Source organism: Bradyrhizobium sp. WD16, from assembly GCF_024181725.1.
GTDB lineage: Bacteria > Pseudomonadota > Alphaproteobacteria > Rhizobiales > Xanthobacteraceae > Bradyrhizobium_A.
Genome location: NZ_CP028908.1, coordinates 5,706,713 through 5,721,629, shown reverse-complemented (window position 1 = coordinate 5,721,629; position 14,917 = coordinate 5,706,713). Strand labels below are relative to the sequence as shown.

The following is a 14,917-nucleotide window of genomic DNA, read 5'->3' as shown; positions in this document are numbered from 1 at the left end:
GAAGAAACGCAAAACGACGCGAACAGGATCGGGCGAACCCGCCCGGGTGACTGGCTGACATGAACGCGCTCACATGAATGCGCTCAGGTGAACTGGCTCAGGCGAACTGGCTCAGGCCCGGTGTGCCGGCAATGATCTCGTCGATCTTGTCCGAGCCGATCTTGTCCCGGCCAAACTTGAAAAGCTCCCGCGCAAGGCCCTGGATTTCGCCCATGCCGAGGCCGAGTCCCATGAGCTTGCCGCCGAGCGCCATCAGCCCGCCGCCGAGCAGTCCGCCCAATCCGCCACCGCCGCCGGAATTGGCTTCCACCACTGCTGCAGCGCCAGGAATGCTGTCGATCAGAACCTGCACTGTGCCGGAGGGTCCCTCGGTTCGCAGAAAATCGAGGATCGTACCCACGGCCTTCTCTGCAACCGATTTGTCAACGCCAATTTTTGCAGCTAGCTGCTCGATCAACTCGTCCATTCGCCCCACCTCCGCCGGTTCAGCCGGCGCCTTGATTGAAATTCATCTTGAGCATTGCGCTGGAAAATTCAAGCACTGCGCTGCGGCCCGGCATTGATTCGTGTCGATGAGGGGGCGAGTGTTGCATCGATGCAAGTCCGACGGCCACTTTGGTGAACTCGGGGCGGTCGAGGCGGCAATGTCAAGCCAACATTATTGTCCTGCCGCGCAGTGAAATCCTTGCACCTCGGTGCCCGCTTTCCGAAGTTCGCAAAACCAGTGCAGCAACTGCCTCACGAACTTCGGAAACGAGGGTGCTGGTCTTCGCGCGGCGATTTTGTGTTAGACGGAAAGCGGTTCGAAGGAGACGCACGATGGTCAAAGCAGCGGCAACGGATACCGACAGCACGATCTTCATCGGTAAGGGCGAGCAATCGGCAGTCCTGACCCTGTCGCTCGCCAATCGTCACGGCCTCGTCACCGGCGCGACCGGCACCGGCAAGACGGTGACCTTGCAGGTGATGGCGGAGGGCTTTGCCCGCGCCGGCGTCCCGGTTTTCGCCGCCGATGTCAAAGGTGATCTGTCCGGCATCGCCGAACCGGGCGAGGCGAAGGATTTCCTGGTGAAGCGTGCCCAGGATGTCGGCCTCAGCAAGTTCCAGCCGGACCAGTTCTCGACTATATTTTGGGACGTTTTCGGCGAGCTGGGCCATCCGGTGCGGGCGACCGTTTCCGAAATGGGGCCACTGCTGCTGTCGCGCATGATGGATCTCAACGACGTGCAGGAAGGCGTGCTCAACATCGCCTTCCGCGTCGCCGACGAGCAGGGACTGCTGCTGCTCGACATGAAGGATCTGCGCTCGATCCTCGCCTTCGTGGCCGAGCATGCCGACGAACTCACGACACAATACGGCAACGTGTCGAAACAGACCGTCGGCACCATTCAGCGTCAGCTTCTCGTCCTGGAGAACCAGGGCGGCGAGAAGTTCTTCGGCGAGCCGGCGCTCGACCTCAACGACCTGATGCGAACCGACCGCGATGGTCGCGGCATGGTCAACATCCTGGTCGCGGACAAGCTGATGCAGAGCCCGCGCCTCTATGCGACGTTTCTGTTGTGGATGCTGTCGGAACTGTTCGAGCAACTGCCCGAAGTCGGCGATCCGCCGAAGCCGAAGCTGGTGTTCTTCTTCGACGAGGCGCACCTGCTGTTCAACGACGCGCCCAAGGCGCTGATGGACAAGATCGAGCAGGTGGTGCGCCTGATCCGCTCCAAGGGCGTCGGCGTCTATTTCGTGACGCAGAATCCGATCGATGTGCCCGATCGCGTGCTGGCCCAGCTCGGAAACCGGGTGCAGCATGCGCTGCGCGCCTTCACCCCGCGTGACCAGAAGGCAGTGGCCGCCGCGGCCGAGACCTTTCGGCCCAATCCCAAGCTGGACACGGCCAAGGTCATCACCGAACTCGGCAAGGGTGAGGCGCTGGTCTCGTTCCTCGAGGGCAACGGCACGCCGGCGATCGTCGAGCGCATCCTGGTGCGGCCGCCCTCGGGCAGGATCGGGCCGGTCACGCCGGACGAGCGCAAGACGATCGTCGCGGGCAGTCCGGTGAAGGGCAAATACGATACCGCGATCGACCGGGAATCCGCCTACGAGGTGCTGCAGAAGCGGGTCAATGCCACTGCGGCGGCCCCTGACGGCGGCAATGGCGGCGGCGTTCTCGCCCAGATCGGTTCCATCGTCGGCACGATCTTCGGCACCAATGTGCCGCGTGGTCGCCTGAGCGCCGGTCAGCGCATCGCCCGAGACGTCACGCGCACCGTCACCAACCAGGTGGCGGGCGGGGTCGCCGCGGATCTCGGCAAATCGCTCGGCGGGTCGGTCGGCGGTTCGGTCGGGCGGGCCATTGTCCGCGGCGCGCTGGGCAGTCTGCTGCGCCGCTGACATCCCCGGAGAGCGATAGCCGAACCGGCCCGATCAGCGTAGCATGCCCATCGCTACGCTCCGCAGCGGATTGCGGAGCCAAAAGGATGGATTCGCATGCCCGACGTTTCGCCCGCAGCCGCCAGCCAGCTCTCCGCGGTCCTCGACCATGTCGATGCCGATTTCGACAATAGTCTGGAGCGGTTGTTCGCGCTGTTGCGCATCAAATCGATTTCCGCCGATCCCGCCTTCGCGGCGGATTGCCGCCTCGCCGCCGAGCATCTCGCCAGGGACATCGGCTCGCTCGGCTTCAAGGCCGAGGTTCGCCCCACCGATGGCCTGCCGGCCATCATCGCCCGGCTCGAGGCGCCGGAGCCCGGCGCGCCGCATGTGCTGTTCTATGGGCATTACGATGTTCAACCGGTCGATCCGCTCGACCTGTGGAAACGGCCGCCCTTTGAGCCGGTGGTGACCGATCACGCCGATGGCCGCATGATCATCGTGGCGCGCGGCGCCGAGGACGACAAGGGGCAGCTCATGACCTTCGTCGAGGCCTGCCGCGCCTGGAAGTCGGTCACCGGCAAGCTGCCGATCAACGTCACCTTCCTGATCGAGGGCGAGGAAGAGATCGGGTCGAAGAATTTCGGACCGTTCCTCAAAAAGCACAAGGCGGAGCTCGCCGCCGACTTCATCGTGGTCTGCGACACCGGTATGTGGGATCCCGAGACGCCGGCGATCACCACCTCGCTGCGCGGCCTCGTCTATGACGAAGTGCGGATCAAGGCGGCCAATCGCGATCTGCATTCCGGCGTGTTCGGCGGCGGCGCCCAGAACCCGATCCGGGTGCTGACCAAAATCCTCGGCGCGCTGCACGACGACAACGGCCGCATCACCATTCCCGGCTTCTACGACGGGGTGAAGGATCTGCCGCCGGACATCCTCGCCCAATGGCAGAAGCTCAATCTGTCGGCGGAGACCTTCCTCAAGCCGATCGGCCTGTCGGTGCCGGCCGGCGAGAAGGACCGTCTGCTGATCGAGCAGATTTCGTCGCGGCCGACCTGTGACATCAATGGCATCGTCGGCGGCTATACCGGCGAGGGCTCCAAGACCGTGATTGCCGCCGAGGCCTCGGCCAAGGTCTCCTTCCGTCTCGTCGAGGGGCAGGATCCGGAAAAGATCCGCGCCGCGTTCCGTCAGTTCGTCACCTCGCGCCTGCCGGCGGACTGCAAGGCGGCGTTCACCGATCACGCCGGTGCGCCGGCGATCGCACTCGACTGGGGCATGAAGCCGCTCGCCGCCGCGCGGCGGGCGCTGACCGAGGAGTGGGGCAGGGACGCGGTGCTGATCGGCTCCGGCGCCTCGATCCCGATCGTCGCCGATTTCAAGCGCACGCTCGGGCTCGACTCCCTGCTGATCGGTTTCGGTCTCGACGACGACAACATCCACTCGCCGAACGAGAAATACGACCTGCGCAGCTTCCACAAGGGTATCCGCTCCTGGGCGCGGATCCTGGCGGCCTTCACGGCGGCGCCGCGGGGGTAAAGGGAAGCCTGTTGTGACTTCTGCTCGCCGAACGCGACCAGGTTCACGATCGAGCTGCGCGGCTTCCGTTATTTCATCTTGGCCGGGCTTGTCGCCCAGAAGTCGGATGTTTCCGACTTCTGGCATTGAAAAACAATGCGATCCGCGAGATCCGGATCGCTGTGCCATCCACGTCTTTGCTCGCTGAAACGCTTAAGGAGCGCATGCCCGCAACAAGCGCGGTCATGCCGATGAAGAGTGGCTGCTTCTGTGGCCTCGCCAGGCACTCAAATTGAAACGCCGCCCGGGATTGGGCGGCGTTCTGATTCCGGATCGTGTAGAGGGTGATGCCGATTAGATAGCACGCTTTTGGCGTTGCGCAATCGCTCAGGTCTTGTAGCTCGGGTCGACGCGGTCGAGCTTGCGCAGCAAGGGCGGCCAGACGAGCCGGGTGGAGCGGCGCTCCATGGCGTCGAGGTCGGAGACCAGCTTCTCGTTCTTGGCGACGACCGCGTCCTCGACCGGATAGGCGGTCGGTCCGAGCATGCGCGTGCGGACCTGCATGGTGCAGGCCCGTTCCAGGTGATACATGCGCTCGAAGGCGGAAGCCACCGAGCGGCCGACGGTCAGCGTGCCGTGGTTGCGCAGCAGCAGGTGGTTCTTGGTGCCGAGATCGCGCTGGATCCGCGGTCGCTCGTCGTGGTCGAGCGCGATGCCTTCGTAGTCGTGATAAGCGAGATCGCCGGTGACGAGCTGGGCCGTCTGGTTGAGCGGCAAGAGCCCTTCCATCGCGCTTGCCACAGCGGTGCCGTCGGGCGTGTGCAGGTGAAGGACGCAGCCGGCGTCATCGCGGACCTCGTGAATCGCCGAATGGATGGTGAAGCCGGCGGGATTGATGCTGTATTCGCTTTCGGTGAGCTGGTTGCCGTCGAGGTCGACCTTGACGAGGCTGGACGCAGTGATCTCCTCGAACAGCAGTCCGTACGGATTGATGAGGAAGTGGTGTTCGGGGCCCGGCACGCGCGCCGAGATGTGGGTGTCGACGAGATCGTCCCAGCCGAACAGCGCGACCAGACGGTAGGCGGCGGCGAGATTGACCCGCTGCCTCCACTCGGCCTCGGTCATGGCGGTTGGAACCGGTTTGAGGCGTGCGTCTGCCGGTGACATGGTCTTTTTCCTCCCTGAATTATCGTCGGTTGGAAAAAGCTAGCTTCGCCGAGGGGCCGCCACAATAGAGATCATGGGCGAAAGACCTTTCTTTCGCGGTCAGGCGAACGCACGGAAGGAGTGGCTCAGGGCGCGGGGATTGCCAGCAGATCGGAGATGTTGCGGCCGCGGATGTCGTAGACGCGGGCGAAGACCACGTCGTCGCGCTTGATCTCCACCAGCACGGGCGCGGTGAGCCCCTTGCAATAGAACTCGCCGAGGGTCATGGCGAAATCGGCGCCTTTGCTGTCCCAGCCGATGGTGAAGTCCTGGCCGAGCGCCACCTGGGCTGGTCGCTGCGGTCCGCAGACCGCGACTTTCCACTTGCGACCTTTCGGCGCTTCCTCGTCGCGCTCCTCGAGCACTTCCTGCAACTCGTCCGAAGCCTGCTTGAAGGCAAGCCCCCAGTAGTCGAGCATGTAGCGGGTCTCGGCGGCGCGCACCGTGCCGGCGATGTGGTTGAAATGCGTGTACTGGTAGGGATGCAGCCGTACCATTTCGGCCAGCGGCAGTGCCAGCCCGCCGATGAAGACCGCGACCGCCGCCGCCTGGGCGCCACGGCGGTATTCGCCGATCCGCTCCACGATCCAGGCGAAGGCGACGCCGCCGAGCACGGCCATCGGCGGCACCACGAAGACGAAATGGCGGATGCCGTTGTAGAGCGCCGGCCGCTTGACCATGGCGATCGCGAGCGGCAGCGTCGCCGCGAGCGTCAGCATCAGGAGAATGGTTCGGCGCTGCGGCGCGACGCCGCGCCGCGCCAGCGCCATGACGGTGCCGCCGACGCCCGCGGCCGCCAGTCCAATCAGCACTTCAGGAAGCTGCAGCGCGAACAGGGTCGGCAGATAGGACCACGGCATGTCCGGTACCGAGACCAGCGCGCCGCCGAACATCTCCTTCCAGGGCTTCTCGAAGAAATGAGAGAAGTAGGTCAGGGCGTGGAACGGATTGGCGAAGTCGATCACCGACCAGGGCCAGATCAGCCCCATGACCACGTAGCCGAGCACGAGCCCTGGCAGCAGCACGATGCAGACATGGGTGAAGCGATGAGTGGCTTCGCGTACACCCTGGCTGCGAAAGTCCGCGTAGATCAGCGGCACGAACCCGACCAGCGCATAGACCAGCGCGAGGCCGCCGAGAATCCGCGAGCCCACCGACAGACCGGCGCCGACGCCGATGATCAGGACGGTGTGCGGTGTCGGCCGGGGATATTCCTGCGCCAGGCGCACCAGCCCGAGCATCAGGACGATCATGGCGACCGCGAAGGGTGCATCCTTCGGGTTCATGAACATGTGCCCGTAATAGATCGGGCAGAGGGTCAGCAGCAGCAGGGCCGCGAGCCCGGCGATTGGACCGCCGACGCGTCGCCCCAGCCGCCAGGTGACGGCGAGACCGATGATGCCGACGAGGGCGCCGAGCAGACGCCGGGTCTCGAACAGTTCGAACGGAACGATCTTGTGGAGCAGCGCCGCCGCCATGTCGAAGCCGCCGCCATACATGTAGAGATTGGCGAAGGAGAGCGCGCTGACGTCCTTGAAACCCGACCCGTACATCTTGAGCAGGAGATCGGCGTATTCCGCGTGGGTGTAGTCGTCCCAGCCGAGGCCGTAATCCTGAAACGTCAGGCCGGCGACGATCACCACGCCGCCGAGAACGATCCAGGCGAGGTCGTCACAAAGCAGTTCGATCGAACGCCGCTGCGGCGTCTCAATGGCGGAGGTCGTTATCGATGACATGTGGCCGTCGGACCCAGCAATCCCCGGCACCGCGGCTGCGGTGCTGCTTCCTCTTGTTCCCCGGCAATATAGCGCGGATCACTCCTCGGATAATTGCCAATTGTGGCGCAATTTCCCTTTCGATTGCAATAATTTAACTGGGGTCAGATTAACGGATGTTCAGTTTTTGGCCCGTGGGGTGAATCTGGCACTGGCGACCCATCCGGACGCGGGCCGGCCCGTCGCCCCGGTAACGCCGTTAAACAGTGTGAATCGTTTCGATTACGGGCTGGCGCGGAACATATCGACGCGTATTTGTCGGATGGCGATCCCGCCAGTATGACGGTATCGTGGCAGGAGGCCGTCGCGGGGGCGATGGCGAGTGGAGTGAGTGATGCTGGGGCTGGTATTGACCGGGGCGGTCGTTTTCGTCGCCGGACTACTCGCGATCGGTTTTGGTTTTCCGGTCAAGGAATTCTCCTTCGGCAATACCCTGATCCTGTCGGGGGTGGTCGGCATCGGTAGCGGCCTGATCCTGATCGCGCTCGGCCTCGTCGTCCGCGAGCTGCGTGCCGTGGCGGCTGCGCTGTCTGCAGGCGCTGCGCCGCACCAGGCGGGGCCGTCGGAGGCATTTGCGTCGACCGCCGCCGCCCGGACCACCGGTGCCGCGCCACCGCCACCCTGGCTCAATGAGGTGCCCGGCCGAGGCCGTGCGACTGCCGAACCGGAGCTCCCGGTGGCGTCCGCTCCCGAGCCCGAGCCGGCTGCCGCGTCGGAGCCGCCCAAGCGCCGTCGCAACCTGCTTTTCATGTCATCGAAGCGCGACCGTAATCAGGCCGGCGACGAAGGCGCCGAAACGAATGGGGACGACGCGGGAACATCTGCAGTGGTTGAAACCCGGGTCACCTTCGACGACGCATGGCCGTCGGCGGACCGCTCGCGCTCCGAGCCGCCGCGGCCGTCCCGGGCGGCCGGCCAGGAGGAGCCCAAGCCGCCGCCGCCGATTCGGCGCCCGGCCGAGGCGCCCCCGGTGACCATTCTCAAATCCGGCGTCGTCGACGGCATGGCCTACACGCTCTATTCCGACGGCTCGATCGAGGCGCAACTGCCCGAAGGCATGATCCGCTTCGCCTCGATCGACGATCTGCGCGTCCACCTCGAGCAGCGCGGTTGATCGGGCCGGGGCCCTCGCGGCCCCGTCCTTGTTTTCAGGGGCGATGTCGCCATAATCCGCCGCTGCGGGCCGGTGCTCGGATCGGCATGGGGCTGACGATTGCTGATGTCCTGGTGCTGACGTTCGGATCCATTGCAGCCCGAGCTTCAGGTCCTCCGTGCGAGTGATAGACGGGCTGGACGAAGCTGGACGAAAGAGACAGGCAATGAGCGACGCGGCCCCCAAGACCTTCATCGACCTGACCGCGAACATCGTGTCGGCGTATGTCAGCAACAACACCACGCCTGCATCGGAGTTGCCGGCGCTGATCAGCCAGATTCACGGCGCCCTGGTGCGGTTGTCGGGCGGCCAGGCGGAGACCGCGCCGGAGCCGACCAAACCGGCTGTGCCGGTGAAGAAGTCGATGACTTCCGACTATCTGGTCTGTCTGGAAGACGGCAAGAAGTTCAAGTCTCTGAAGCGCCATCTGCGGACGCAGTACAACATGACTCCGGAGCAATACCGGGAGAAATGGGGGCTGCCGCCGGATTATCCGATGGTGGCCCCGAGCTACGCCGTAGCGCGCTCGCAGCTCGCCAAGAAGATGGGGCTCGGTCAGCAACGGCGCCGCCGTCGTTGAGGTTCGCCCTGCGCCGGACCGGACCTCAGGCGTCGGCGAGGAGCGCCCTGGCGTCACGCCGGATACGTTCGACCATGGCGCGGAAGCCGTTGGAACGTTGCGGGGTGAGGTGCTCGCCGAGGCCGAGTTCCGCAAATACCGCGAGCGCGTCGGTATCGATAATCTGCCGGGCCGGCTTGTCCGAATAGAGCGCGAGAAGGATCGCGATCAGCCCGCGGACGATGTGAGCGTCACTGTCGCCGACGTAATGCAGGAGCGGCGCTCCGGAACCGTCCGTGGTGACGTTGCGCGACAGCCAGACCTGGCTGGCGCAGCCGTTGACCTTGTTGGCGGCCGAGTGCTCCGCCTCGCTCATCGGCTCCAGGGTTCGTCCGAGCTCGATCACATAGCGATAGCGATCGTCCCAGTCCTCCAGCAGCGCGAAATTGTCCCTGATCTCGTCGATGGTCATCGTGTCCCGCGTCCGATTCCGACCACCATATAAGGACGGAGGTCCACGAAAGCGAGGCCGAACGGGCGCCCGAGCCCGCCGCGGGGCGTTAGAGCGTTCTCTCGCGAAAGGCTCTAGTGTGGCGTCTCGCAATTGCCTACCGCCTTCGCGGCAACCCTCTCGTAGGCAATTGCGAGACATAAGCATCCCGATGTCTCCGAATTACCGTGCGAGGGTGAGGCAAATGAAGCGGTAATTCGGAGACAGGACACTAGTGTCCCGTTTCCAACGTTCGTATCCCATTGCAGCAGGCGCTTCTACGAACGTTGGAAACCAAGGGACACTAGCATCAATATGATTCTAGTGCGGTTTTGGATCTGACGCTCGTACGACGAATTTGCTGCGATGCTGAAACGAGCGTCAGATCCATCGCACTAGCGAGATCGCCTGGTCAGCCGTTCCGGGAACCCGGCCCGGCCGGCCCGCGCCACGGAATGTCGAGATCGACCGGGCTCAGGGTGTCGCTGCCGGCACGGCTCGTCTCGATGGTGCCGATCGAGCCGGTGTGATCGGGCGGTCGCTTCTCGGTGATGATGTTATAGAGCTTCTTGGCGCCCGCCTGCGCGCGATGGCCGATCACGGTGGCAGCCTGGCCGCCGACGGCGCAGGCCGTGGGCTGCCGGCTGCAGAACTGGCTCATGTCCGATACGGCCGCCGTCGCGGCGGAAATCGCGTCGGACGCCGCCACCTGAGGCGCCTTGTCCGCATCCGATGTGGTCTTGTCGGTCGGCAGCAGCACGAGCACGAGCCCGAGCCAGAATGCCATGCGAAGAAGGAAAAACATCTTGCTACCCGTCCTGTCAGTCATCCGTTGCGATTGAACTCGCAATCTCTTGGCAGGCTAACAGCGGCGGATGAATTCCCGGTTTGATCGATATCTAAAATTCGATCGATTGGAATCTTCCGTAAATTTTTGCTTGCGCCGTTGGTCTTTTTTCACGGCGTCGGCCCGCGGCGCTGTCGTCCACCATTTCGAAACCATAAGATCCCGCCGCCGGAAACTTCATATTCACCATGGCGGCCGAATAGGCGGCATTTGACCGGCGAGTTTGCCGTTATCGCTCGCTCTGCCGTGCCGCAATCCTTCCTCTTAGCGTTCGCTTAAACTCGCTCTGACACGATCCTCCGACAAAAGCGGGGGCGTTCCGGCGCGTCGTTTTGGGGTTATGACGCCGCAGCGCGAGTACAAAGTGACACTTCTGAGCAGACTGAAAGACTATCTGGACGCGCAGCTCCATCCGTCGGCGCGCCGCGACCCGATGACCAGCGCACGCCATCGCGCGTTCATCGCGCCGCGTCTGCTCGGCAGCCTGCTGGCGCTTGCGTCGCTGCCGGTCTACCTGGCCTTTCGCGGAACGCCGGCCGAGATCGAAGTCGCGATCTATGCCTGGCTGACCGCGCCGATCCTCATCACCTATTTTCTGTCGCGGACCGGCCGCTACGAAAGCGCCCATGTGCTGTCGTCGCTAGCGCTCGCGGCCATGATCATGGCGGTCGCGATCAACAGCGGCGGTATCGCCTCCTTCGCCGCGGTCTGGCTGGTGGTGATGCCGCTGGAAGCCGCGCTGTCGGCGTCGCGGCGGGTGGTGGGCATCGCCGTGGCGCTGGCGCTGGCCTGCGCCGCCGCGCTGATCGGGCTCGGCGTTTTCGATCTGCTGCCGGCCTCCAACGTCCAGCCGCAGAACGCTCAGGCTTTCGTTGCGATCGGCATCGTCTCCGCCACGCTGTTCGGCGCGACGCTGGCCTTCAGCGCCTTTTCGCTGGCAAGAACCGGCAGCCGCCTCCTGAAGGCCGAGGAGGAGCGATTCCGTCTCCTGGCGCTGAACATGATGGACGTGATCTCCCGTCATCGGCGCAACGGCGCCGTGCAGTTCATTTCGCCGGCGGCGGAAGCGATGATCGGGCTGCCTCTGGCGCGCCTCGTCGGTCATGGCCTGTTCGATCGTGTCCATGTCGCCGACCGCCCGGCCTATCTCAGGGCGCTCTCCGAGGCGGCGCGGGGAAGCGAGCCGCAGAGCGTTGAATTCCGCCTTCGCCGCGAGCTGCCGCGGGGATCCGATTTCATCTGGGTGGAGATGCGTTGCCGTCCCCTCATCCGCGCGCCCGGCGAGACGACGGAGGGACCGGGCGGCGACGACGTCGAGATCGTGGCGGTGATGCGCGACATCACCGAGCGCAAGAGTCACGAGGAGGCGCTGCTCGCCGCGCGTCAGGAGGCCGAGCGCGCCGACGCCGCCAAGACGCGATTCCTCGCCACCATGAGCCACGAGCTGCGCACGCCGCTCAACGCGATCATCGGCTTCTCCGACATGATCTCCCGCGAAGACGAACTGCTGCTGCCGGCGACGCGGCGGAAGGAATATGCCGGCCTGATCAACGAGTCGGGGCAGCACCTGCTCGAGGTCGTCAACGGCATCCTCGACATGTCGAAGATGGAGGCCGGCAATTTCGAGATCTCGCTGCAGCCGTTCACGGCGCGCGAAGCGATCCTCGGCTGCTGCAACCTGCTTGCGCTCAAGGCACGCGAGAGCGGCCTTGACCTGCGCACCCGAATTCCCGATGACCTGCCGGAGATCGTCGGCGATGCTCGGGCCTTCAAGCAGATCATGCTCAACCTGGTTTCAAACGCCATCAAGTTCACCGAGCGAGGCGGCGTGGTCACCGTCTCGTCCAGGGTTGATGGCACGCGGCTGGTGGTGACGGTCGCCGACACCGGCGTCGGAGTCTCCGGCGATGATCTCAAGCGCATCGGCGATCCGTTCTTCCAGGCCGGCAAGACCTTCCAGCGCCGTCACGAGGGCACCGGCCTCGGGCTGTCCATCGTCAAGAGTCTCGTGTCGCTCCACGGCGGCGAGATGACATTCGCCAGCAAGCTCGATGAAGGCACGACTGTGACCGTCGCGCTGCCGCTGGTCGCCACCCCGCCGGTCCAGGATCGGCCCACCAATGTCATGCCTCTGACGCCGCCCGCGCGCCAGGAGCCGCAAACCTTGCAGGTCAAGCGAAGTGCCTAAAGCGATTGTGATCGACGACGAAGACGCCCCGCGCCGCCGCAGGAGCAAGGCGACGGCCGCCGACGTGGACGTCGAGCGCAATCTGGTGCTGCGCGTCCTGCTGCACAGTCCGAAGGACACCGTGGCGGGTATCGTCGCTGCGGCCGGCATCATCGCGATCATCGGCAACGCGCTGTTCATGCAGCGGGGCCATCACCCCGCGCCGATGTTCAACACGCCGTTTCCGGCGGACGTGCCAGCAGTGAAATTCGTCGTCCCGGCCGTGCCGCAGGCGGTCGCTCCCGCCGCCAATCCGCTGCCGCGACCGCGGCCGGTCGAGGCCGATCCCAAGGCCGCCGAGCCTGTCCGTCCGGCAGAGCCTGTTCGCGCCGCTCCCGCGCCGCGATCGAGCGCGGCGGCGCCGGCGCACAACGATCCGGTTGGCGATCTGATCGTCTCGAACCGGCGGACCATGGTCGTGCAGCGGGCGCTGACCGAGTTCGGTTACGGCCAGCTCAAGCCGACCGGTATCGTCGGCGCCGATACGACGGTGGCGATCCAGCGCTTCGAGCGCGAACGCAAACTGCCGGTCACCGGCCAGATCTCGGACCGGCTCGTGCGTGAACTCGGCGTCGTCACTGGCCGCAGCATCGAGTGAGCGGACCGACGGCATTGCGGTAACGCCGTGCCCGGGTTCCGAGCGTGACATCCGCTCAGCGAACCGTTTAAGCTCGTGGATCAATTGCGGCATCGTCCGGACACGAGCTTCGGAGCGAACTCGTCGTCCGAGCGTCAGATCCAAAACCGCACTAGAATCATAACGATGTTGGTGTCCCTTTGGTTCTAACGTTCGTATGCGTGTGCGCTGCAAGGGAATACGAACGTTGGAACCGGGATACTAGTGCGGTGGATCTGACGCTCGTATCAGCTTTGCAGCGAATTCGTCGTACGAGCGTCAGATCCAAAACCGCACTAGAATCATAACGATGCTAGTGTCCCTTTGGTTCTAACGTTCGTATGAGTGCGCGCTGCAAGGGAATACGAACGTTAGAACCGGGACACTAGATGCGATTGAAATCGAGTCTCTGGGTCGGGGCCTATCTGCGTCGTTGCCAGGTCAACGGCGTCTTTGCCGCCGTCCGACGGCGCGGCGCCGAGGAGGCCGGCGCGATCTTCGTCAAACTGGCGCTGATGGATGGCAATGCCATCCTGTTCTCGCCGGCGCCGCAGACCGAGTACGACGACAGCCGGCCGATCGAGCGCTTCTTCTCGCAATCCCGGACCACGCCCGAGCCCGCGATCGAAGAGCGCCTGCGCAAGGAGATCGGCTTCGATCCCGACGTCTGGATCGTCGAAGTCGAGGACAAGGAGGGGCGGCATTTTCTCGACCTCGTGGTCGAGCGTTAGGGCGCCAGCACTTCAAATTGATGAGCTGTCGCGCTCAAACCTTTTTTGACGGAGCATGTTTAGTGCCCGCTTTTCCGGATCATGCGCTGGGGCGTCTCCAGTGTGGCGTCTCGCAATTGCCTACCGCCTTTGCGGCCAGTCTCTCGTCGGCAATTGCGAGACATAAGCCACACTAGTGTGGTGGATCTGACGCTCGTTTCAGTATTGCAGCGAGTTCTTCGAACGAGCGTCAGATCAAAAACCACACTAGAATCATAATGATGCTAGTGTTCCGTCTCGCAAATCAGTTTAAATAATCTTGGTTGCTTCGGGCAAGCAGGAGCTGAGAGGATGGCGCGTCCCGTCAAGGTACTTACCGCCGATGCGGAGACACGGGCTGAACTCCAACGGAGGGCCAATGCTCCGACCAGTGCGCATCGCGATCGTTTTCGAGCAAAAATTATTCTGCTGCGTCTGGAGGGGGTGAAAATCGAGCTCGTCGCCGAGCAGATGGATACATCGATGCCAACGGTGTCGACATGGTCCAGCCGGTTCGAGGCACACGGGCTCGACGGCCTCGACGACAAGGGCGGACGCGGACGCAAGCCCTCGATTACAGAGAAGAAAATCGAGCGTGTCATCACCGATGCCACGCGTCCGCCGAAGAACCGCAAGCGTTGGAGCGTGCGCAGCATGGGCCGCCATGCCGGAGTATCGCACAGTACTGTGCAGCGGATCTGGTCAAAGAATGACTTGAAGCCCCACATTGTAAAGACGTTCAAGCTCTCGAATGATCCGGAGTTTGAGAAAAAGTTCTGGGACGTGATCGGGCTCTACCTCGATCCGCCAGCGAAGGCGCTGGTGTTATGCTGCGACGAGAAGAGCCAATGCCAGGCTCTGGAACGCACTCAACTTGGCTTGCCGCTTGCCCCGAAGCGTCCCCGGACAATGACTCACGATTACACCCGGCATGGCACGATTACGTTGTTTGCTGCCCTCGATGCGATGAAAGGCAAGTTGATCGCGCGCACCGAGGCGCGTCACACTCACATCGAATGGCTCAGGTTCCTGAAACAGATCAATCGCGAAACGCCCGAGGAACTCGACATCCATCTGATCCAGGACAACTATGCCACGCATAAGCATCCAAAGGTCAAGGCTTGGCTCGCCCGTCACCCGCGCTTCAAGTCGCACTTCACGCCGACATCTTCGTCCTGGATGAACCTCGTCGAACGCTTCTTCGCTGATTTAACCGCCGACGTGATACGCTCGGGCAGCTTCGCTTCCATCGGCGAACTCGTCCGCGACATCGAAGCCTATCTCTCCGATCGCAATGCCGCCCCGAAGCCCTACACGTGGAGGGCCGAGGGCGCGGCCATCCTCGAAAAAATCAACCGCGCCCGCGCCGCCCTCGACAAAATCGAGGCAGCGTGAGTTATTGCAAGGCAA

The 14,917-nt window shown here is 63.8% G+C and carries 13 protein-coding genes; 8 read left to right on the top strand and 5 right to left on the bottom strand.

Features of this window, described 5'->3' with window-relative positions:
- Positions 1-97: 97 nt before the first annotated feature.
- Positions 98-466 (bottom strand): DUF2267 domain-containing protein, encoded by a 369-nt coding sequence (locus tag DB459_RS26400; protein WP_253710174.1) that lies wholly within the window; start codon positions 464-466, stop codon positions 98-100.
- A 353-nt stretch (positions 467-819) separates the two neighbouring features.
- On the opposite strand from DB459_RS26400, the gene DB459_RS26395 reads away from it, so the two are divergent.
- Together DB459_RS26395 and DB459_RS26390 are read left to right on the top strand one after the other, a co-directional pair.
- Positions 820-2,385, top strand: coding sequence for a helicase HerA-like C-terminal domain-containing protein (locus tag DB459_RS26395; RefSeq protein WP_253710171.1), 1,566 nt, complete (start codon positions 820-822; stop codon positions 2,383-2,385).
- Between the two features lie 96 nt (positions 2,386-2,481).
- Entirely contained in the window at positions 2,482-3,906 is a 1,425-nt protein-coding gene (locus DB459_RS26390) for a M20/M25/M40 family metallo-hydrolase (protein WP_253710168.1), read from the top strand.
- Between the two features lie 366 nt (positions 3,907-4,272).
- Here the strand turns inward: DB459_RS26390 and DB459_RS26385 are convergent, their stop codons facing one another.
- Positions 4,273-5,052 (bottom strand): class II aldolase/adducin family protein, encoded by a 780-nt coding sequence (locus DB459_RS26385; protein WP_253710166.1) that lies wholly within the window; start codon positions 5,050-5,052, stop codon positions 4,273-4,275.
- A gap of 125 nt (positions 5,053-5,177) precedes the next feature.
- Positions 5,178-6,827: a glycosyltransferase family 39 protein gene (locus DB459_RS26380; protein WP_253710163.1), complete on the bottom strand. Its 1,650-nt coding sequence runs from the start codon at positions 6,825-6,827 to the stop codon at positions 5,178-5,180.
- Between the two features lie 373 nt (positions 6,828-7,200).
- On the opposite strand from DB459_RS26380, the gene DB459_RS26375 reads away from it, so the two are divergent.
- Positions 7,201-7,980, top strand: a complete 780-nt coding sequence (locus DB459_RS26375) for a DUF308 domain-containing protein (protein WP_253710161.1) — start codon at positions 7,201-7,203, stop codon at positions 7,978-7,980.
- A 205-nt stretch (positions 7,981-8,185) separates the two neighbouring features.
- The gene (locus DB459_RS26370; RefSeq protein ID WP_253710158.1) at positions 8,186-8,599 is read left to right on the top strand and encodes a MucR family transcriptional regulator; all 414 of its coding nucleotides are present in this window, start codon (positions 8,186-8,188) and stop codon (positions 8,597-8,599) included.
- Positions 8,600-8,624: 25 nt separating this feature from the next.
- On the opposite strand, the gene DB459_RS26365 is transcribed toward DB459_RS26370, so the two are convergent.
- Together DB459_RS26365 and DB459_RS26360 are read right to left on the bottom strand one after the other, a co-directional pair.
- The gene (locus DB459_RS26365) at positions 8,625-9,050 is read right to left on the bottom strand and encodes a SufE family protein (RefSeq protein ID WP_253710155.1); all 426 of its coding nucleotides are present in this window, start codon (positions 9,048-9,050) and stop codon (positions 8,625-8,627) included.
- A 430-nt stretch (positions 9,051-9,480) separates the two neighbouring features.
- Positions 9,481-9,873 carry a DUF5330 domain-containing protein gene (locus DB459_RS26360; protein ID WP_253710152.1) on the bottom strand — a complete coding sequence of 131 codons (393 nt, stop codon included), beginning with the start codon at positions 9,871-9,873 and terminating at the stop codon, positions 9,481-9,483.
- Between the two features lie 406 nt (positions 9,874-10,279).
- On the opposite strand from DB459_RS26360, the gene DB459_RS26355 reads away from it, so the two are divergent.
- From DB459_RS26355 to DB459_RS26340, 4 genes are all read left to right on the top strand, one after another.
- Positions 10,280-12,103: an ATP-binding protein gene (locus tag DB459_RS26355; RefSeq protein WP_253710149.1), complete on the top strand. Its 1,824-nt coding sequence runs from the start codon at positions 10,280-10,282 to the stop codon at positions 12,101-12,103.
- On the top strand, positions 12,096-12,740 hold the full coding sequence (locus DB459_RS26350) for a peptidoglycan-binding domain-containing protein (protein ID WP_253710145.1): 645 nt from the start codon (positions 12,096-12,098) through the stop codon (positions 12,738-12,740). The genes DB459_RS26355 and DB459_RS26350 overlap by 8 nt, the downstream gene beginning before the upstream one ends.
- 407 nt (positions 12,741-13,147) lie before the next feature.
- Positions 13,148-13,489: a DUF1491 family protein gene (locus DB459_RS26345; RefSeq protein ID WP_253710142.1), complete on the top strand. Its 342-nt coding sequence runs from the start codon at positions 13,148-13,150 to the stop codon at positions 13,487-13,489.
- A gap of 330 nt (positions 13,490-13,819) precedes the next feature.
- On the top strand, positions 13,820-14,902 hold the full coding sequence (locus DB459_RS26340) for an IS630 family transposase (protein ID WP_253706553.1): 1,083 nt from the start codon (positions 13,820-13,822) through the stop codon (positions 14,900-14,902).
- The last annotated feature ends 15 nt before the right edge of the window (positions 14,903-14,917 follow it).

Coding starts and splice junctions, on each gene's coding strand:
- DB459_RS26380 (WP_253710163.1), bottom strand. CDS start 6,827: ATGTCATCGATAACGACCTCCGCCATTGAGACGCCGCAGCGGCGTTCG.
- DB459_RS26340 (WP_253706553.1), top strand. CDS start 13,820: ATGGCGCGTCCCGTCAAGGTACTTACCGCCGATGCGGAGACACGGGCT.
- DB459_RS26365 (WP_253710155.1), bottom strand. CDS start 9,050: ATGACCATCGACGAGATCAGGGACAATTTCGCGCTGCTGGAGGACTGG.
- DB459_RS26390 (WP_253710168.1), top strand. CDS start 2,482: ATGCCCGACGTTTCGCCCGCAGCCGCCAGCCAGCTCTCCGCGGTCCTC.
- DB459_RS26345 (WP_253710142.1), top strand. CDS start 13,148: ATGCGATTGAAATCGAGTCTCTGGGTCGGGGCCTATCTGCGTCGTTGC.
- DB459_RS26370 (WP_253710158.1), top strand. CDS start 8,186: ATGAGCGACGCGGCCCCCAAGACCTTCATCGACCTGACCGCGAACATC.
- DB459_RS26385 (WP_253710166.1), bottom strand. CDS start 5,052: ATGTCACCGGCAGACGCACGCCTCAAACCGGTTCCAACCGCCATGACC.
- DB459_RS26375 (WP_253710161.1), top strand. CDS start 7,201: ATGCTGGGGCTGGTATTGACCGGGGCGGTCGTTTTCGTCGCCGGACTA.
- DB459_RS26395 (WP_253710171.1), top strand. CDS start 820: ATGGTCAAAGCAGCGGCAACGGATACCGACAGCACGATCTTCATCGGT.
- DB459_RS26400 (WP_253710174.1), bottom strand. CDS start 466: ATGGACGAGTTGATCGAGCAGCTAGCTGCAAAAATTGGCGTTGACAAA.
- DB459_RS26360 (WP_253710152.1), bottom strand. CDS start 9,873: ATGTTTTTCCTTCTTCGCATGGCATTCTGGCTCGGGCTCGTGCTCGTG.